This is a genomic window from Desnuesiella massiliensis, from assembly GCF_001403615.1.
Lineage (GTDB): Bacteria > Bacillota > Clostridia > Clostridiales > Clostridiaceae > Desnuesiella > Desnuesiella massiliensis.
In genome coordinates this window covers 1-19,172 of the sequence record NZ_LN879456.1, presented here as the reverse complement: position 1 = coordinate 19,172, position 19,172 = coordinate 1, and the positions used below count along the sequence as shown (strand labels likewise).

Annotated in this window: 17 protein-coding genes; 3 read left to right on the top strand and 14 right to left on the bottom strand. The window is 33.8% G+C overall.

Annotated elements, in window-relative coordinates; translation table 11 throughout:
* Window positions 1–656 precede the first annotated feature (656 nt).
* Together BN2665_RS27465 and BN2665_RS10835 are read right to left on the bottom strand one after the other, a co-directional pair.
* Entirely contained in the window at window positions 657–1,808 is a 1,152-nt protein-coding gene (locus tag BN2665_RS27465) for a BRCT domain-containing protein (protein ID WP_055667148.1), read from the bottom strand.
* Window positions 1,809–2,030: 222 nt separating this feature from the next.
* The gene (locus tag BN2665_RS10835; protein ID WP_055667147.1) at window positions 2,031–2,609 is read right to left on the bottom strand and encodes a TetR/AcrR family transcriptional regulator; all 579 of its coding nucleotides are present in this window, start codon (window positions 2,607–2,609) and stop codon (window positions 2,031–2,033) included.
* A gap of 294 nt (window positions 2,610–2,903) precedes the next feature.
* Here BN2665_RS10835 and BN2665_RS10830 point away from each other — a divergent pair, with 294 nt between their 5' ends.
* Window positions 2,904–3,539, top strand: a complete 636-nt coding sequence (locus BN2665_RS10830) for a flavodoxin family protein (RefSeq protein WP_055667146.1) — start codon at window positions 2,904–2,906, stop codon at window positions 3,537–3,539.
* Between the two features lie 35 nt (window positions 3,540–3,574).
* On the top strand, window positions 3,575–4,795 hold the full coding sequence (locus BN2665_RS10825; protein ID WP_055667145.1) for an MFS transporter: 1,221 nt from the start codon (window positions 3,575–3,577) through the stop codon (window positions 4,793–4,795).
* 90 nt (window positions 4,796–4,885) lie between these two features.
* Here the strand turns inward: BN2665_RS10825 and BN2665_RS10820 are convergent, their stop codons facing one another.
* The 12 genes from BN2665_RS10820 to BN2665_RS10765 all read right to left on the bottom strand — a co-directional run bounded on the left by BN2665_RS10820 (window position 4,886) and on the right by BN2665_RS10765 (window position 18,870).
* The gene (locus BN2665_RS10820) at window positions 4,886–5,500 is read right to left on the bottom strand and encodes an acetate uptake transporter (protein ID WP_055667144.1); all 615 of its coding nucleotides are present in this window, start codon (window positions 5,498–5,500) and stop codon (window positions 4,886–4,888) included.
* A 241-nt stretch (window positions 5,501–5,741) separates the two neighbouring features.
* Window positions 5,742–6,518, bottom strand: a complete 777-nt coding sequence (locus tag BN2665_RS10815; protein ID WP_055667143.1) for a class I SAM-dependent methyltransferase — start codon at window positions 6,516–6,518, stop codon at window positions 5,742–5,744.
* A 370-nt stretch (window positions 6,519–6,888) separates the two neighbouring features.
* Complete coding sequence (locus tag BN2665_RS10810) at window positions 6,889–7,788, bottom strand: DUF4351 domain-containing protein (protein WP_055667142.1); 900 nt, start codon at window positions 7,786–7,788, stop codon at window positions 6,889–6,891.
* Window positions 7,789–8,096: 308 nt separating this feature from the next.
* Window positions 8,097–10,166 (bottom strand): ADP-ribosylglycohydrolase family protein, encoded by a 2,070-nt coding sequence (locus tag BN2665_RS10805; protein ID WP_055667141.1) that lies wholly within the window; start codon window positions 10,164–10,166, stop codon window positions 8,097–8,099.
* A gap of 13 nt (window positions 10,167–10,179) precedes the next feature.
* Complete coding sequence (locus BN2665_RS10800; RefSeq protein ID WP_055667140.1) at window positions 10,180–11,118, bottom strand: nucleoside hydrolase; 939 nt, start codon at window positions 11,116–11,118, stop codon at window positions 10,180–10,182.
* Window positions 11,118–12,044 (bottom strand): ABC transporter permease, encoded by a 927-nt coding sequence (locus tag BN2665_RS10795; RefSeq protein ID WP_055667139.1) that lies wholly within the window; start codon window positions 12,042–12,044, stop codon window positions 11,118–11,120. The genes BN2665_RS10800 and BN2665_RS10795 overlap by 1 nt, the downstream gene beginning before the upstream one ends.
* Entirely contained in the window at window positions 12,037–13,086 is a 1,050-nt protein-coding gene (locus tag BN2665_RS10790; protein WP_207643691.1) for an ABC transporter permease, read from the bottom strand. The genes BN2665_RS10795 and BN2665_RS10790 overlap by 8 nt, the downstream gene beginning before the upstream one ends.
* A complete protein-coding gene (locus tag BN2665_RS10785; protein WP_055667138.1) occupies window positions 13,079–14,632 on the bottom strand; it encodes an ABC transporter ATP-binding protein in 1,554 nt (517 codons plus the stop codon). Before BN2665_RS10785 ends, BN2665_RS10790 begins: the two co-directional genes overlap by 8 nt.
* 75 nt (window positions 14,633–14,707) lie before the next feature.
* Window positions 14,708–15,820 carry a BMP family ABC transporter substrate-binding protein gene (locus tag BN2665_RS10780; protein WP_207643690.1) on the bottom strand — a complete coding sequence of 371 codons (1,113 nt, stop codon included), beginning with the start codon at window positions 15,818–15,820 and terminating at the stop codon, window positions 14,708–14,710.
* Between the two features lie 290 nt (window positions 15,821–16,110).
* Complete coding sequence (locus tag BN2665_RS10775) at window positions 16,111–16,815, bottom strand: Crp/Fnr family transcriptional regulator (protein ID WP_055667136.1); 705 nt, start codon at window positions 16,813–16,815, stop codon at window positions 16,111–16,113.
* Window positions 16,816–17,039: 224 nt separating this feature from the next.
* Window positions 17,040–18,332 carry a replicative DNA helicase gene (gene dnaB, locus BN2665_RS10770; protein ID WP_055667135.1) on the bottom strand — a complete coding sequence of 431 codons (1,293 nt, stop codon included), beginning with the start codon at window positions 18,330–18,332 and terminating at the stop codon, window positions 17,040–17,042.
* A complete protein-coding gene (locus BN2665_RS10765) occupies window positions 18,319–18,870 on the bottom strand; it encodes a DnaD domain-containing protein (RefSeq protein WP_055667134.1) in 552 nt (183 codons plus the stop codon). The genes dnaB and BN2665_RS10765 overlap by 14 nt, the downstream gene beginning before the upstream one ends.
* A 68-nt stretch (window positions 18,871–18,938) precedes the next feature.
* On the opposite strand from BN2665_RS10765, the gene tnpA reads away from it, so the two are divergent.
* Window positions 18,939–19,172, top strand: a 234-nt coding sequence (gene tnpA, locus BN2665_RS10760; protein WP_154674924.1) for an IS200/IS605 family transposase, incomplete at its 3' end; no start/stop codon positions are given.

Genomic DNA, 19,172 nt, shown 5'->3' with positions numbered 1-19,172 from the left:
TAACTAATTTTTAAAGTCCCTTTGCTATCTTAAACTTACCAATTGCAAAGGGGCTTCTCTATTCTCATTTCTGCTTACGAGCGAAGCGTTTAATATACCTCATAATTTCTCACTTACTAAAAGGCACTTATTCTTTCCTTTAAATGTTAAGAACTTATTATTGACATATAGAGTGCTAGAGAATAATAAAAAAATTATTCTTGCAATATAGAATTTTTAACTTTAAATAATTCTAAACTTATACATAGGAAAATCCTCGACTAATCATATTAGTCGAGGGCTTCAATGGTGGAGGCGAAGCACGACCTTCTATTTAAATTTTCATGGAGGGGTAGCGTCATAAAATTGAGCATTAAGCTCATTTAATGAAAGATATTCTACTCCTTCCTTAAAATTTGACATGTTTACTTTTACATAATTAAAATCTACAAGAATTAATTTACCTACCCCTATTCGAGCAAGTTAGGCTGCAATATTGGAACCCAGACCTCCAAGCCCAGCAACCCCTACAGTGGCCTTTTTTAAGGTTTCATGTATTCCTGGATTATGCCTTGATCTCATAAGAATCTCCAACAGCTCTTTTGAAGGAACTTCACCTTTTTTATATAATCCTTGCTTCATTAAAAATACATATTACATCAATTTGCTAGTTTAATCTAGCTTTTACCTATTAACTTTAAAAAATCATCTTCAGACAATATTTCAATTCCTAACTCTTGGGCTTTAGTTAACTTACTGCCTGGATTTTCACCTACAACTAATATATCTGTTTTTTTGCTTACGCTGCTTTTTACAATACCACCATATTGTATGGCAAGCTCAGATATTTCTACTCTACTTTTTAAAGTATCTCCTGTAAATACTATACTCTTACTATTTAATATGTTTTCAATGATATTTTCTTTAGCTAGCTCTAATCTTACCTTATCTTCTTCTTGTTTTTTCTTATCTACTATATAGTTTCTTTTTATTATATTGTTATCACTACTGATTCCTAATTTACTCCATTTTTTAGGCTTTACTACTTTTAATAATTCTAATAAATCAAACACATCTTGTATCGCTGTATGTTTTTGAGTATCTTTTATATTATAATGATTTAATAAGTCTTTTAATTTATAACTATTTAATTTTTCTGTTGCTTTTATTGTATTCATACTACAATAAAATGTTTGATCTTTATCTACCCAATTCCAATAGCTTAAAAAGCTTCTTTCAAAGCTAGCATTATGAGCTACTATTGGATACTTATATTTAGAAATTAGGTTCCTAAATTCTTCTCTTAGCTCTTCGTTTTCTTCTATGTTATCTAATCCCGAGCCATATCCCTTTTTATACTCATCTTCATTATTAATGATGGCTAGATGTAATTCATCTACAATCTCATAGTCTTCTACAACTATAGCTGCTACTTCCCTTATTCCATCTTTAGGTGAAAAACTAAAGGGTGTTTCTATATCCACTATTATTAATTTCTCTTTTTTATTTACTCTTTCTTTTTTGGGACTCTTATCTAAATCTCTATCTTTTTCTTCAACTGAAATATCTTCAGAAAAGTCCTTCTTTTGCATGTCTAAAAAATAATCCGGATGAATACTATGCAAATTTCCATTAACATATAGTATTATCTCGTTATTATCAACAAATCCTGTCACCTTACATTCCACAGACTTGTCCGTATATGCACCTTTATAATAAAATTGTTTTACTTCCGTAGACTTTGAGGATATAAGCTTCCATTCTCTTAATTTTTCTAATTCTTCTTCTATAGATTCAAATGTTTTCCACGCTCTTTTAGGCTCTAACATATTTCTTCTCCAATCTTCACCATGTGAAATACTAACAATTTATCAATAGTTTTTTCAATAATATGCTTTTCAGCTTTTACTCTTCTGAGCTGTCAAATAATAATTTTTCTCTATCCAAAGTACTGCTCTAAGTCCTCAATTTTTTCTAAATCAAATATATCCATTGCAATCACATCAATAGTATCTTCTGGCAAATTATTTATTTTGTCCTTTACTTTATTTTTAGTTATTTTTAATACCTTCAAATGCGTAATTTATTATATTTTTTATAAAAGCCTCATCTACCATATCCCCTGTTATTAATAATCTATAAAATAATGGTCCAAAAATCAAATCCATAACTAATTCTATATCCAGACCTTCCTTTAGTTCTCCTCTTGAAATTCCACGTTCTAAAATATATCGTGAATCAAGTCTACGAGGTTTAAAATATATCATACGATAAGTTTCAGCTAGCTTTTGATCAAATTGGCCTTCGGCTATTATTTCATTGATCACTTTCCCCTCTTGGCTAATTAAAAATTTTGCTAAATTATTTACTTGAATTATCATATCATTAATAGTTGATCCTGTATCAGGTATTGGAAGTTTCACAACAGCAGCATCAAAAAAAGCATCCATAACAACAGCAGCCTTGTTGGGCCACCATTTGTAAATAGTAGCTTTACTAACTCCGGCTCTTTCAGCAATTTTTTCAATTGTAACAGTTCCAAAACCATTTTCAAGCAATAACTCATATGCAGCGGAAAGAATAGCCTTCTTAGTCTTTTCGCTACGCGGACGCCCCAATTTTTTCTCCATTATAATTACCTCCATCTGTATTTAATCTATAATAATACACTTAATAAACTATACGTATATTATACTATATATTTTTTTGTTTTAAAGATAAAAAAACTATTTACAATACTAAACGTTTAGTATATTATATATTTATAAACTAAACGTTCAGTTTACTAATTAGTTTAATTATTTTAATGAAAAGCTTAAATTACTGAGATGCCTAATTGGTACAAGAACTCCCTCAGTTAAATCAATACCTACCATATTAATAAAATGTGTAAATATTATTAAATATATAAGGAGGAAAAATTAATGAAAGTTGTAGCTTTTAACGGAAGTCCCAATAAAGAGGGTAATACTTACCATGGAATAAAAATAGTTGCTGCCGAACTAGAAAAAGAAGGAATAGAAACAGAAATAATTCACGTAGGGAATAAACCTATTAGAGGATGTATTGCTTGTGGATACTGTACAAAAAATAAAAATGGAAAATGTGTTATTACTACTGATCCTGTTAATGATTGGATTGAAAAGATGAAATATGCCGACGGAATAATCTTAGGATCACCAGTACACTATTCAGCAATTGCTGGAACAATGAAGTCATTTTTAGATAGAGCTTTTCGTGTGGCAGAGGCCAATGATAGTATGCTAAGACATAAAGTTGGAGTTGCAGTAGTAGCAGTAAGACGTGCAGGTGGAATTCCAACCTTCGATCAGTTAAATAATTACATTAATCATTCTGAAATGCTCATTCCTACTTCAAACTATTGGAATATTCTTAATGGAAGATTGCCTGGTGAAGCAATGCAGGATGAAGAGGGAATACAAATAATGAGGATATTAGGTAAAAATATGGCCTGGCTTATGAAGCTTGTTGAAAATGGACAAGGAGTTATCAAAAAGCCAGAAAGGGAAGAAAAGATTTTTACTAATTTTATTCGATAAAATGTATTATTATAATCTAAGGAAGTGCTTTATAAATGTATCATTCAAATAACAACCTTATAAAAACAAATTCATCAATAAATAATCTTGAAGCTAAACCCATATTGACTAATTTATTAATTTTAGTCATGTCCATAGCTTGCGGACTTACTATAGCAAACATATATTATATCCAGCCCCTTTTAGCTGATATAGCAAAAACCTTTCATGTTGATCAATTAAGCATAGGCTTTGCAGCTATGCTTACACAAATAGGTTATGCAATTGGAATGATATTTATATTGCCTTTGGGAGATATAAAAGAAAAGAGAAACTTAATAGTAATAATGCTTTTGTGTTCAACAATCTCACTTATGAGTATGTTCTTCTCTCCAAATATATATATTCTAATAATTTCTTCCTTTGCTGTTGGATTTACTTCTATTATTCCTCAACTTATTATACCTTTAGCAGCACAACTATCAAATCCACAGCAAAGAGGACAAACCATTGGTACAATAATGAGCGGCTTGTTAATTGGAATATTACTTTCTCGTACAGTCAGCGGCATCTTAGACAGCTACTTTGGCTGGAGAACAGTTTATCTTATTGCAGCCATTATGATGCTTACTCTCATGATTATCCTTAGGAAGCTGCTACCTTTATGCGAACCTATCTCTGACATTAAATATACTCAACTGTTAAAATCAATGATACACTTAATAAAAACTGAACCAATTTTAATAGAAGCCTCTATTAACGGTTCATTAATGTTCTCAGCTTTTAGCATCTTTTGGACATCACTTATATTTTTACTTGAAAGTTCTCATTACAATATGGGAGCTGAAGCGGCAGGTTTGTTTGGATTAGTTGGTATTAGCGGTGCTCTTGCTGCCCCAATAGTGGGAAAAGCAGCAGATAAAAAAGGGACAAGATTTGCTATAAGTATATGTATAATAGTAGTTATAATTGCTTATTTATTCTTCTTTCTATTTGGCTTTAAAATTTGGGGACTTATTTTAGGAATTATTCTTCTGGATTTAGGAGTACAATCTTGTAATGTTTCTAATCAGGCAAGAGTACATTCCTTAGACGAAAAAACACGTAATAGGCTTAATACTATTTATATGGTCAGCTTTTTTCTTGGAGGAGCATTAGGTTCATTTTTAGGTCCCTATAGCTATTCCCACTTTGGATGGTATGGAGTTTGCATTTTTGGAATTGCAACTCAAATCCTAGCAATTATTCTACACAAGGTTGGAAAAAAAGAAATATAGATAAACAACTTAAATAAATTAAATAACAGCTCAGAAGTTTTTAATCTTCTGAGCTGTGAAATAATTATCTTTCTCTATTCAAAGTATTACTTATTTAAATATTCCAAAGGGTTTTCCTACAGGTAAAAAGGTTCTTCCGAAATGTTGATTTAACACTGAAGCAGCAAAACCATAAAAGGATAATATTGATATAATTAGTTCAGAATAAGCTGCTAGCTTATGTGGAAATTCACCCATTATGCCAAAACTGTCTAGGGTAAGTCCAATAAACAGAAAATTAATAAAAAAGAAAATAAAAAATAATACCTTATGAGTCTCCATAGCACCTATTGTCATAAATAAGGTGAATATTAAATACCCTAAAAATGCAAACCCCAATTGTTTTGGATCAACATTTGAGGCTAATTCCTTACCGAATACCCCCATTTTTATCAACCATGATGCAGCAGTTCCCATCCAAAAGAATGCATAACCTCCAAAGGCAGTTGTACCAAAGGTATTGTTTCTCTTAGAATCATTGATACAAGCAAATAGCTGAGCAAAGGCACCTAAAAATATTGCCCATGGAATTACAAAGGACAATCCTGTTGTTAAGCCTAACTTTTGTGACGATGCAACTAATGTTACCATTGCTAGTCCAAAAAGTCCTAATGCAGAAGGATCTGCATTAATAATTTTTACGTTACTAACTTGATTTTTTTCCATAATTTCCTCCTTAAACGACATAATCCACATAATCATATCACATTTTATCGCTTTTTGTATACTTTAATCTTTATATTATGCAAATTATATAAATAAGTTTGCTGTACCATTGTGAAAGGCTGTGGCTTTTTCATATTTAATCAGCTTCAATTCCAATTTTAGAAACTCAAGTACTACAATTTTTAGGCATAAAAACCAAGCCCTCCTGAGCAATTTAGGAGGGCAAAAATTTATATTTTCCTTATTCCTTTTTCAAAATATCTAAGGTATGTGCGCTTGCTCCTAGCAAATCTGGTCTTTCACAGGTAGAAAAATGATACTTAATAAAAATTTGAAAGGTCTCTTCATCCATAGCATTCAAAATAGGTCGCATATAATTAGCAGGTCCATCTGCTGCAATTAATTTTATCCTTTGCAGTCTTACTTCCTCATTTAACTTATTAATATCTTCAATCCTTACATAATCATATAAATCTTCTGGTTCCGATATAACATGAAAATCCTCACTTAGTTTCCCATTATCAATACATGCTCGAATATTATTTTCCTTAAAACCATAGGTTAATACACTATATTCGTTCATACAATATGCTACTAAGATAACACCGCCAACTTTGGTTACTCTCTTTGCCTCTTGTAGCGCTTTTACTTTATCCTCAAATTTATATAAATGATACATTGGTCCAAACACCAAGGTCATATCAAAAGTATTTTCTGGAAATCTTGATAAATCTAAGGCTGTTCCCTGCATTGCTTTTACTGTACTTCCTTTTGACTTTAAAACTCCTAAATTGTGCTTCACAAGTTCAATTGCAGTAACATCATAGCCTTCATTGGCTAATTGTACAGAGTATCTCCCTGTGCCTGCTCCAACGTCTAAGATTTTTGCCTTATCATTATTTTCTAGATACTCATGAATATACTTCATGGAAGTTAGGTATTCAACTTGTCCATATTTTCTCGTTAATCTTTTATCTTCACAAAATTTATTGTAGTATTTTTCTAATTCTATTGTCATATCTTTATCTTCCTCATCTGTTCTACTATATTTTAGAAATTATTAAATGCAAAAATTGTTCTTTGTACATAAAGCAAACTTAATCATTCTTTTGGTACTTCATATTCTCCCCATTATGCTCCCTTTACGTTCTAACAAATATTATACTATATATAATGAAAATTTCTATAGAGTTGTCTCACTAAATAATTAGAAATAGAGCTGCTGTTACATTTTTTCTTTTATCTAACTCTTCTTTTGTAATTCTAAATTTCCTTACAAATGGGGAAAACCCACCACATTTCTGTAGTGAGTTTTATTATAGTGGAGGCAAATCGCACCTAACCACCAACTATAGCACTATAACCCTTTAGATTCCCTACGGTTTTCTCTAACCAAAGTATTTCTCTAAGTCCTTAATTTTTTCTAAATCAAATATATCTGTGGCTATAATCTCTATGGTTTCCTCTGGTAATTTTTTTATCTTTTCTTTATATTCTTCTGGTACAGACTTAAACTTTTTAATAATTAATTTTATAAGTATTTCAGCCTTTCCCTCTGCTTTTCCTTTTTTTTCACCTTCTTTTATTCCTTCTTTTATACCTTCCTTTATTCCTTCATCTCTTATCATTTTTCCTATTTCAGTCATACTAATAACCTCCTTAAACTTTTTTATAGAAAGTTCATCTCCAAACTTTTCAAATAATGCGTATAATAAAGTTAAACACTGCAACTTCTCATTGCTTTCTGGCATTTTATCAGCTAGTTCTATACTTTCTAAGGCCCTTTTACTTCTACTTTCTTTTCCACTCATCAAAGGAATAAAGCTTAAAGTTAAAATATCTTCAGCTGTAAAATGTTCTCCTTTGCTAATTTTACTTCTTAAATATTCTAGCTTTTCATCACCGTTTAAATTTTTCATATAAAAAGCCTCTACCTCGTATCTTATAGTACCTGCATCTACATAAGTTTCCACATTATTTATATCTGAGGAATAAATCACTATAGTCCTTACTTTTCTCTTATCCTTGTAAAATAATGACGCATCATAATATAAAAATCTTTTAATATCGTCTTTTTTATCGGTAGTTTGGAATTCAAAATGAAGATAATTCCCATCTTCAGTATAGAATAAATAATCTGTGTAATTACTCTTTATTTCTATATTTTTTATTTCAGTCTCCGCCGGAGCTATTATCTTTGCATCAATTCCGAAGAACTTTACTGCATTATCCTTAAAAAACTCCATTGCTTTCTTTAAAACTGCATCTTCTATTTTATTATAATCCATAGTCATCCTCTCTTTCTAGTTCTTTATACTAGTTATTATTACCAAGGAAATAAAATTTGTGCAAACATTTGTTCGCATATCGTAGATTATATATTTTTATCGACTAACAGAAGAACCACCCAATGTTGTATATGTGGCTTTCCCACTTACTTAGCCTCTGCATAAGTAAATCTAAAAGAAGAAAAAATAATAGAATTACTAAATAAATTTATTTACTATGGAAAAATACTTTATAATAAAGAAACTGAAAGGTAAAAAAACAAACACCCCAGCAGGTCATCTATATTATAACCTGCTAAGGCGTTCTATTACTCTTCTGATATTGTTTTAACTTTTAAATACTTATAATGAGTATGCGATCCGCTAAGAGTTGAAAATCCTACTTGACCCTTAAAGTAAGGGTTACAAGTATCAGTGTAGTCTATCATTCTCTTTTCATCTACATATACTGTAAATTTGTTTTTATGGGCAGTAATACGTAATTTATATGCCTGCTCATATTGCCACTTAAAGCTTATAGAAGCAAGCTCAATGTAGTTACCATTGACATTCTTATATAAGATTAACTTATTTTCTTCACCAAGTCCTGCAGCATAGGAACGCATTGCGCCCCAAACCCTGAAATTAAGATTATGTTTTTTCCCCCATACAGGTATTAATTCACATTCCGCCTCATAATCAATCCACTTCCTGCTGCCGGTATAACTCTCAGAGTTTCCAAAACCGCTGCCGCTTAGATAGCCCTGTTCAAGATCCCATATACCTCTTAAATAGGTTAACTGTGATGGTGTTTTACGAATGGGGCTCCATTTATGCACACACTCTTTTGAAAAATCCAAAACATAATTTGGTGATGCTTTAAATTCTACTTTGTTTATATAAACATTATAATTAATTAGAGCATCAGAATAAAGTTCTACTCCCATTTCATCTAAACATGCTGCTTTTAGTTTCGGGATGCTAAATACCAGGTTGCTCCATTCTTTCTTGGAGACTTCTGTTTTATCCCCGTATATATATGTGTTTGAATTCCCATCCTTAACATATAATCTGGCAGCAATTCTACAGTCTCCCTCAGCTTTTACTTCCGCCGATATAGTGTAGCCTGGGTAGATTATTGGAGAAAAATCTGGTGAATATCTATCATCTTCAAAATCTGAAGGCCTGTAATAAGTTTTTCTGAAAATTTTAACTGAACTTTCGTTACTGATACAAACCTTAAGACAGTCATTAACATTTTCTAATATGACGTTTTCTTTTAATGCTTTAAAGCCATGGGTGGATCCTGGCAAACTAAAGTTATAGATTTCACCAGTTTCATCTAAAGATTTTATCTCATATGGAATTTCTTCTTTGGCTAGTATATATCCAAATCTAGCTAAGTAGGCAGATAAAAGAGGTATATCAGCTATATTTAGATCTCCAATCAAGGATGAACTTACAAAAACATCATTTATTGGTTTTCTCCAAAAGTGTGGAATACCTTCAATTCCGCCTCTTACTCCCATAATGCAGCCTACGTTGCCTACGTTACAGTCCGTATCCCAACCACAAAAATTGCAGATACGTATTGTTTCAGAGAAGTCGCCCTCACCGTACAATAGAGATAGAATTATAACTGCTGCATTAGGGATTATATGACAACCACCTTCATACTTGTCATAGCCAAAATTATCATATATATACTGAAAACACTTTCTCCAATCCGAGGGGTTTTCATCATAAAATCTCATTATTTCTCTTGTGACTTTTGCATATTCACAATTCTCTGGTATTACAGAGAGCCCTTTATTAATTATTTTTCTTATATCTTTTTCTACGAAGGCTTCGGAAATACATGCTGCTATAAACATTCCGCCATATTTTCCATTTCCGTCATGAGATACACTAGCTGCTTTTTCTGCATATTGTGCAGCCAGTGAAGGATTACCTGGAGCTATAAGGCCCCATACATCAATGAATATTTGTCCACCGATTTGTTCTGAAACCGTTAGACCGTTCACCTCTATGGAACCAGAAAGAGGAGCTTTAATGCCATGCTGGAGATTCATATACGCTGTGTGCTCAGTGGATACTCCATAACCACCCCACCAGAACATGCCATGGGTATCTCCTATATAATTTAGCCATGTATCACCAATCTCATGGGCAGCAGCATCTATTGAGTAATCCTCTAAAGCTCTTATAAATACCATTGGTCCATTTGTATCATCATCTGCCGCAAACATTTTGTAATCATGAATATATCCCTCAGGTTCACCTATCTCCTCTTTTATTCTTTCATAAGTCCAGTTTTCAATGGGAGCTCCAAGCCTAACTCCTATAGCTTTTCCAAGCCATCCTGAATAAACTCTTTCAATATAATCTCTTTGAATCATATAATTCTTACTCCTACTGTTTTAATCTTTCATCTAATATTTCCAGACTTTCAACAAAAAACTTGATAAACTCCACTCTTTGAACTTCAGTGAGCACTAAAGTATTTGGAGTTTTATCAGGAACAGGCCTTTTATCTCCAACAGTCATTCCTCTAGTTAACTCTCCATAGGTTTCAATATCTACATGGTACTTAACACCTTTGAACAAATCCGGTCTTAGTAAATATACTATGGTACAAAGATCGTGCAGGGCGCTTCCTTCAAATCCAAATCTCTTACTGGCTTTAGAGTAAAACTGCAATAGCTCCCAGGTCAGTCTAGAGGCTTTCCCCTTATTCTTTAAGAGTTCAATTTCATCATCCATCATCATGGCTGCTTCAGTTACATCCAAACCAGCCATTACAATCTCTACTCCCGAATTAAAAACTATCTTTGCAGCTTCCGGGTCTACATATATATTAAACTCTGCAGTAGGAGTCCGATTACCTCTATCTACTCCTCCACCCATCAAACATATTTCCTCTATTTTATCTTTTACTTCTGGAAAGGTTCTAAGTAAAAGGGCTATATTAGTAAGAGGCCCTATAGCCACGATTGTAACTTTTTCTTCTGAAGCTGAAATCAAATCATGCATATACTTTACCGCATTGGTGCTTGAAATTTTATAATTATACTCATGAAAATTAGGGCCATCCATCCCTGACTCCCCATGAGCATCCTCTCCTGTATGAATTGGTTTTATTAAAGGAGTAGCTTGTCCAACCGCAAGGGGCATATCTTCTTTTATATAAGAAAGTATCTTCTGAGCATTAGCTGTAACCTTATCTAATACTTGATTACCGCCCACAGTAGTTACTGCCAGTGTGTCAAGTTTATCTCTGTGAGCTGAAGCCGTCATTATTGCAAATGCATCATCATGTCCTGGATCACAATCTATTATTATTTTTCTCATCAAACTATTCCCTTCTCTTTTTTCTTCTTAGTTTCTCTTATAGCGTAAATTACAAGTCCTATTACAGTAGCTACATATGGAATAATTGAGACTAATTCAACAGGCATATTTACAAGTTGAAGTACATTTGATAGCGCAGAAGCGGCTCCAAAAAGTATTGATGTTAGAATAGTTCCAACCACGGAACCTAGCCCCATAGCTTCAGCTGCTATGGCTATCCATCCTCTTCCTGCTGTCATATCTCTTGAAAACCATGATACATAGCCCATAGAAAGAAAGGCTCCTCCAAGTCCCGCTAGAACGCCACTCATAATTAGAGCAATATATCGATTTTTATTTACATTTATACCTACAGATTCTGCAGCATTAGGGTTTTCCCCCACTGCCTTTAGTCTTAAGCCCAGAGCTGTATGTTTAAACATATACCATACCGCTATAGCCAGCACTATCAGAAGATAGGTTAACACATTATGCCCTGATACTATTTGTCCAATCACGGGTATATCCTTAATTATTGGAATATTTATATTAGGAAGAACCTTACTAGGCAGAGAAGCTGATGTTCCTTTGTCACCTGTCAAGTAATATAAAATGAAGATGGTTGCACCAGAGGAAAAAAGATTCAGCGCTATACCCCCTAATATTACATCCGTCTTCAGCTTAAGTGTGAAATATGCTAGAAAGTAGGACATAAGTATAGCTGCTGCTATAGCTGAAAGTAATCCTACTAGAGCACTTCCTGAAAAGTAACTGCCCACTACTCCTGCAAGGGCAGACATCAGCATAATGCCTTCTAAGCCTATATTAGGTATACCGGCCCTATCAGCAATTACAGAGCCTAAGGCTGGATAAAGTATTGGTGTTGTAACTCTTATTATGGAAAAAACAAAACTTGATGAAAATATAAGATCCATAATTTTATCCATTTGACTTTACCCCCTTTAGAAGCATTCTGTTTCTATAGCCCTCCATAAACTTTCTTCCTGAAATAAGAAGTATTATCAGTCCTTGCATTATTCCAACCATTTCCGCTGGAACATTTGTCATTCTGGCCATTAAATCTGCTCCAATTCTTATATAAGCTAAAAATAAGGCTGAAAAAATAACATTTGAAGGTTTGTTTTTGGCAAGCATGGCTATCAATGCTCCATCAAAGCCCAGCCCAGGAAGAGCTGCCCATTTGAATCTATCGTACATTCCTATTATCTCAACAGAACCACCAATTCCAGCAACACCTCCTGCAACTAGGCTAGCAATGATTATTGCCTTGGTAGCATTAATTCCCGAGTAATTTGCAAACTCTTTATTAAAACCTGTCATTCTTAGAGCATATCCCCACTTAGTTCTATACATGAATAAATGGATCACAAGAACTACCAATAGAGCAATTATAAGCCCACTGTGAATTCTTGTACCTGGAACTATTTTGTCAAGTAACACCGTATCTTGCATCTTTACTGATTGAAGAGAAGTTGTATTGACTTCCTTAAAATAGTGGTTAAGTATATATAAACCAATTCCATATAATATACTATTAAACATTAATGATATTACAAGTTCGCTGGCATTCCATTTAGCTTTAAAAAACCCTATTATAACCATTACAGCTGCACCAGCAGCGCCCCCTACTATAATTGCAACTACAGGATGTATAAAACCTGGTAAAGATAACTTAATACCTACTATGGCTGCTAAGAGACCACTAAAATAATATATACCCTCCGCACCAAGGTTGAATAACCCTGTCTGAAATAATATAGCTGTAGCCACCCCGGAAAATATTAGCGGAATAGCCTGCTCAATTACATTCCCCATATATCTGCTCTTTAAAAGTGGTCCTATAACAAAGTATTTTATTGTAGAAATAGGCTTATCACTTACGAATAAAATTATTATAAAAGCTATAATTGTGGCAATTAAAACTGCTGTAATGGTTCTGATCATCTCAAATCTTGATTCTTTATCCACAACATGACCTCCTTATTTCTTCCGGACTTTGTCTTTTTATACCCAACATATATTCACCTAATTCTTCTTCAGAAATGGAGGATGGATTATCAATAAAGGCTACTATTTCTCCTCCGTACATAACCATCAAGTAATCACTTACTTCCATAGCCTCCGATATATCTGCACTCACTAGCAAAATTCCAGTTTCATTATCTCTCATATTTATAAGTTTTTTGTGTATTGCCTCCGCAGCTCCCATGTCAACTCCACGGGTAGGCTGTTCAGCTACAAGTACCTTCGGAGCAACAGAACATTCTCTGGCAACCACCACTTTCTGAATGTTTCCTCCGGATAAATGTTCAATTAACTGGCTTTCATTCTTACAAGCAACCTCATACTCTTTAATGAGATTCACTGTAATTTCATCTACCTTCTTTTTATTGGTCAGTATCTTTCCATTTATGTCTTTTGATTTATATCTATTACTAATAATATTCTCACTTATTTTAGCTGCCCCAGCAATTCCAAGGCTCATTCTATCTTCTGTAATATAAGATAATCCTTTGCTTCTAAGCTCCGCTATAGATAGCTGTCTTATATCTGCATTATCCAGCAAAACCTGTCCAGTATACCCTTGTCTTCTTCCTGTGATTATATCTATGAGCTCACCTTGCCCATTGCCTTCAACACCAGCTATTCCAAGTATTGTTCCTTTTCTTAAGGAAAAACTTACGTCATTAAGAACCTTATTTCCTTCCTGTGAACTGGCGAAAATAGATTCTACCTTTAAAACCACATCACCAGGTGAGGCTTCCTTTTTATCGTATTTTAAGACTACATCTCTTCCTACCATAAGATTTGATATCTGTCTTTCCGTAACATCTGAAATATTATATACTCCCTTGCTTTCACCTTTTCTCATGATGGTGATTCTATCACATATGGCTTTAACTTCTTTCAGTTTATGAGATATAAAAATGATTGTATGCCCCTCATTTTTAAGAAGTTTTAACTGCTCAAATAACTCTGCGGTTTCCTGTGGAGTTAATACCGCTGTGGGCTCATCTAGTATTAATACTTCAGCTCCTCTAATCAATGCTTTTACTATTTCTACCTTTTGTTTCATACCTATAGATAAATCTTTTACTTTATCATTTGGTTTTATTCTGAAATTGTACTTTTCTGCAAATTCACTTACCATTTTTTCAGCTTTTGCATAATCTATTTTTATTCCCTTTTTAGGTTCCATTCCTAAGATTATATTTTGGGTAACAGTAAAGCTAGGCAAAAGCATAAAGTGCTGATGTACCATTCCTATTCCTAATTCAATAGCCTTGTTTGCATTGTCAATTTTTATTTTCTGTCCTTTTAAATAAATGCTTCCTTCATTGGGCTGCTCCATACCAAATATTATTTTCATTAAGGTAGACTTACCTGCTCCATTCTCACCTACGATAGCATGGATTTCGCCTTTTTTTATGTCTAGATTGACGCCATTGTTAGCTAATACGCCGTTTCCATAGATTTTTGTGATATTTTCCAGCCTCAATATACTATTATCCATAGTTACCCTCCTAAAATAATTGGGTAGGTGATTTCTCTCCTACCCTTTATCTGTTATCAAAGAAAAGTTAATCCGTTATGGTTTTACAGAGTTTCTAAAAGCCTCTATTTCCCCTGCACTCATGGTAAATCCAGACTTAACCTTTATTTCACCACTAGAAACCTTTGTTGTTAATTCATCTAATTTATCCTTTATATTTTGTGGAAGAGCATTATAGTATTCATTCTTTGCAAGTCCTACAGCATTTTCCTTTAATCCAAGAGAATCATTTACTCCATATTTTAAAGTTCCAGCCTGATATCTCTTCACTGCATCTAATACTGCTTTATCTATATTCTTTACCGCAGAAGAAACAATATGACTTGCTTTGTTAGCATCTGTTGCTTTGTAAATCATTGCCTGATCAGAGTCAACACCGATAGCATACTTGTTATTTTCTGTAGCTGAATCTATTAGTCCAAGTCCTGTGCCTCCAGCCACGTTGAAGCTTATGTCTGCCTTAGAACTATACTGAGCATTGCTTATCTCTTTTCCCTTTGCTGGATCAGTAAAGCTTCCTGCATAAGAAGTAATAACCTTTACATAGGGGTTCACATTTTGTGCTCCCTGAATGTATGCTACAAGGAAGTCATTGATTCCAGGGATATCCATTCCACCTAAGAATCCTATTACATTATCTTTATTAGCTAAGGGCATATCGGATTTTGTAACCAGTCCTGCTAAAGCACCAGCTAAGAATGACACCTCGTTAGTCTTATATGACATTGCATACACATTCTTTGAAGCCTTATCTGTTGCATTATCAAAGTTTATATATTTCTTATCTGGATACTTATCTGCAATTGTGTTAAGAAGCTCACTGGCTGAGTTTCCAGATATTATTATGTCCCAGTCACCTTCAGAAATATCCTGTAAAGTAGGCTCCCATTTTGTTTGGTCAGTTCCCATTTCAACAACTTTAGTTTCAGCGCCTAATTCACTTTTTATTAACTTTATTCCGTTATTTGCAGCATCAAAGAAGGACTTATCTCCAAGATTTCCTGGTATAAGTAAAGCAACCTTTAAAGTCTTCTTAGATGTTTCCGAACCCTTTGAACCATCTGAGTTACTTGCTGGAGTTTTTGCGCAGCCTGCAAATAACACCGTACAAAATACTAATGAAACAATTAATGATAATATCTTTTTCACAATCTTTCACCTCATTATTTTTATTTTATAATTTGGGTCAATTTTCTTATAATGTCCTTTCACTTACCTAAAATGTTTTCAACCTATGACATAGTAAGTAATGGCTTCTATGCATAGCCAACTGATATTTCAAATTATAGACTAGACAAATAATTCAGTAAAGGACACTTGTCGCTATCTAAATTATTTTGCTCATATATATTATAAAAAGGCATGAAAGCCTATCATCGACCTTCACGCCCTATAAATAATTATCATAGAAAGCTATTTAGTTATTTTTTTATGATGCCTTACAGAAAAACCTTCATATCCTCAAGATTTTTAAGTAATTTTTTATGCTGCTCTTTTGATATCATGATTCTTTTTTTTACGGAGGAAATTTCATTTAAATCTTTCAAAATCTTTATGCTGCGGACTACTGTGCGGATATTGACACCAATATTATTAGCGATGGTCTGATACTGAGTTTCTACAAGTACATCTTCATCATTATTCTTATTCATTTCATAATAGTTTGCAAGATAAAACCGTACTCTATTCACTCCATCCAAATAATAAAGTATTCCATCATTGCCAGATCGCTTATACAGATCCTGTGAAACCAATGTAATGCATCTATGAAGCATTTCATTATTAGACATGATAAAGTCATATACAGCAGCTGCTTCGATACGAAGAACATGAACCTCACTAATAGCTACTATGGTAGCAATATAACTATCTTTGCGCGCCATTATTTCCAAAAGCCCTATACTGCCATTACTTTCATTTATCTGAAAATAATCATACACATTTCCATTTTCATAACTTCTTGTGCCAAGAGCACTTCCTGACTTAATAAAATAAATATACCTTGGAAAGTCACCCCGTGTTACAATGCTGCTATTGGGCTGATATTTAATCTCAATGCCTTGGCTTGTAATGAAATCCGGAAGAACGGAAAGATTAAACTCTTTTTCATTTTCATACTTTTTCCACATCTCTCGCAAGTTCATATCTGCTTTCCTCCTATGGCTGTGAGTTGATTTCTTAAACCTTCTCTCCATATTTCTGGCTTCCTTTATAATTATTATAACCTAACTTGCTACCTATTTAAACTCATAAAAATTAAAAACTACCAAACTGGCTATGCTCATATAGTTTAATTATATCATTTTTGTGCTACCGCCTCATGATGTTAGCATTTTCACATTTGTGGCAAGGGAAACGTCCCCTTGCACTACACCCAAACCTTTTGACACTGCCCTTTCCACTTGAGCCTTGCAGTGCCTACTTCTCCATTCCTGTTTTTAGCTATGATGCATTCAATAATGCCAGGCTTGTCAGTATCTGCATTATAGTACTCGTCTCTGTATAAAAACATAACTATATCCGCATCTTGTTCTATGGCTCCTGATTCCCTTAAGTCTGACAGCATTGGTCTGTGATCTGATCTTGTTTCAGGGGCACGGGACAGCTGAGAAAGTGCTATAACCGTTATGTCAAACTCTTTTGCCATAAGCTTTAAGCTTCTGGATATCTTTGAAATATCCTGAGTTCTGTTTTCAGCTTTTTCTTCACTGTTTATAAGTTGTAGATAATCGATAAACACCACATCAAGGCCTCCTTGAAGCTTAAGCCTTTTACATTCTTCTCTTATGCCCTGAAGGGTAAAAATTTTATCGTATATTTTTAGTCCGCTAGTAATAATAGTATTGCTAGCTTTAGCTATGCTTACAAAAGCATCATCCTCAAAAATACCGTTTTTAATACTTTTCAGTGGTATGTCGGTCATTGAAGCAATAGCCCTTTCGATGATCTGCTGCTTTCCCATTTCAAGATTAAAAAATGCAGTATTAGCCTTGGATTCAATACTTACCTTCAAGGCTAAATTCAGTGCCACAGCTGTTTTCCCCATGGAGGGTCTGGCAGCTAGAATAATAAAATCCTGGCGCATAAGTCCTCCAAGGGCCTTGTCCAAATTCTTAAAGCCACATTTAATTCCCTCAGTATCCCCGCCATTTTTATACCTTTCTTCAAGCCTGCTTAAAAAACTCACCATAGGCTCCTCAAGGCTTCCATCTTCTAAGCTCTTAAAAAATTTAATATTAATAAGCTTATGCTGCATATCATCAATAAGTATATTGCTCTTAATATCTCTTTTATTTATATCCTCCATAGAAGCCTTCATAATATCCATAAGCCTTCTCTTATTTGATTTTTCCTTTACTATCTCCCCATAAGCAGCAACACTAACAGCGGATAGACAGCTTGCACAAATCTCGCTTAGATAGGTAATTCCTCCTACCTCCTGAAGCTTATTTGAAAGCCTGTCAGCTAAAGTTGTTAAATCAATGTTCTCATTGTTTTTGTACATGTCCACCATAGTCTTATATATAATGCTGTTCCTTGGATTATAAAAGTCCTCATAGTGTAAAAAATCTATGATGCTGCAAATACTGTTATTATCTATGAGGATAGCCCCTAGTACCTGAAGTTCTGCTTCTAAATTATAAATACTAGTTACCAGCATATCCACTATCCTCCTCATCCAAAAGCTTATAGGCCTTAGCATTAGGCTTATAATCAGAATCCTTAGAGCTATGCTTTTTCTGCTTTTTAAAATCCCTCTTATAGGCATTAACTGCCTTCACAGTTCTATGCCCCAGGTCATGCCAATTATTAAGCACTCTTTCTATATATACAAAATTCCTTGCATTGTGCTTTACTGCTTCCTCTATGGCTAAAATAATAACCCCAGGCTCTACATCCTCAGCCCAATCCAATATTTTTTCATACTCCATTGGTGTCATAGGGTGAATATTATTGTTAAAAGCATCAATAACCTCCCTGAGCTTCCCTTTAACTTTTAAATCAGCCTTGGCAGCCTCCGTATATTCTTCTACTTCTTCTTCTATTTCTTTTTCTTCTTTTTCTTCTTCTTCTTCCCCAGGCCATAGTTTCGTTTCACCGCTATGGGGCTGTCGCACTAAGTGATTAGTGCGTAGCTCCTTTTTGCTTTGATAACCACTGGCTATGCCAGTGGATAAAATGGCTTTAGCTCTGAACAAAAAAACTCCTATGATAAAATGAAAGCGACTGAAAATCGCAAAACAAAATATCATAGGAGGTGTGTCGTATGGGTAACGACATAGAAAGCTTAACACATACAAAATGGAGGTGTCAATATCATATAGTATTTGCACCAAAGTATAGAAGACAGATAATATATGGGAAATATAAAGGAGAAATCGGCAAGATACTACGAGAGATATGTATAAGAAATGGAGTAGAGATAATAGAAGCAAATGCATGTCCAGATCATGTACATATGCTGGTAAGTATTCCACCAAAAATGAGTGTATCAAAATTC

What these genes read in the sequence shown, in the direction of transcription:
- BN2665_RS10775 (WP_055667136.1), bottom strand. Translation starts at nt 16,815, where the DNA reads ATGAACTTGCGAGAGATGTGGAAAAAGTATGAAAATGAAAAAGAGTTT.
- BN2665_RS10830 (WP_055667146.1), top strand. Translation starts at nt 2,904, where the DNA reads ATGAAAGTTGTAGCTTTTAACGGAAGTCCCAATAAAGAGGGTAATACT.
- BN2665_RS10805 (WP_055667141.1), bottom strand. Translation starts at nt 10,166, where the DNA reads ATGATTCAAAGAGATTATATTGAAAGAGTTTATTCAGGATGGCTTGGA.
- dnaB (WP_055667135.1), bottom strand. Translation starts at nt 18,332, where the DNA reads ATGCTGGTAACTAGTATTTATAATTTAGAAGCAGAACTTCAGGTACTA.
- BN2665_RS10820 (WP_055667144.1), bottom strand. Translation starts at nt 5,500, where the DNA reads ATGGAAAAAAATCAAGTTAGTAACGTAAAAATTATTAATGCAGATCCT.
- BN2665_RS27465 (WP_055667148.1), bottom strand. Translation starts at nt 1,808, where the DNA reads ATGTTAGAGCCTAAAAGAGCGTGGAAAACATTTGAATCTATAGAAGAA.
- BN2665_RS10835 (WP_055667147.1), bottom strand. Translation starts at nt 2,609, where the DNA reads ATGGAGAAAAAATTGGGGCGTCCGCGTAGCGAAAAGACTAAGAAGGCT.
- BN2665_RS10785 (WP_055667138.1), bottom strand. Translation starts at nt 14,632, where the DNA reads ATGGATAATAGTATATTGAGGCTGGAAAATATCACAAAAATCTATGGA.
- BN2665_RS10825 (WP_055667145.1), top strand. Translation starts at nt 3,575, where the DNA reads ATGTATCATTCAAATAACAACCTTATAAAAACAAATTCATCAATAAAT.
- BN2665_RS10815 (WP_055667143.1), bottom strand. Translation starts at nt 6,518, where the DNA reads ATGACAATAGAATTAGAAAAATACTACAATAAATTTTGTGAAGATAAA.
- BN2665_RS10795 (WP_055667139.1), bottom strand. Translation starts at nt 12,044, where the DNA reads ATGGATAAAATTATGGATCTTATATTTTCATCAAGTTTTGTTTTTTCC.
- BN2665_RS10800 (WP_055667140.1), bottom strand. Translation starts at nt 11,118, where the DNA reads ATGAGAAAAATAATAATAGATTGTGATCCAGGACATGATGATGCATTT.
- BN2665_RS10810 (WP_055667142.1), bottom strand. Translation starts at nt 7,788, where the DNA reads ATGGATTATAATAAAATAGAAGATGCAGTTTTAAAGAAAGCAATGGAG.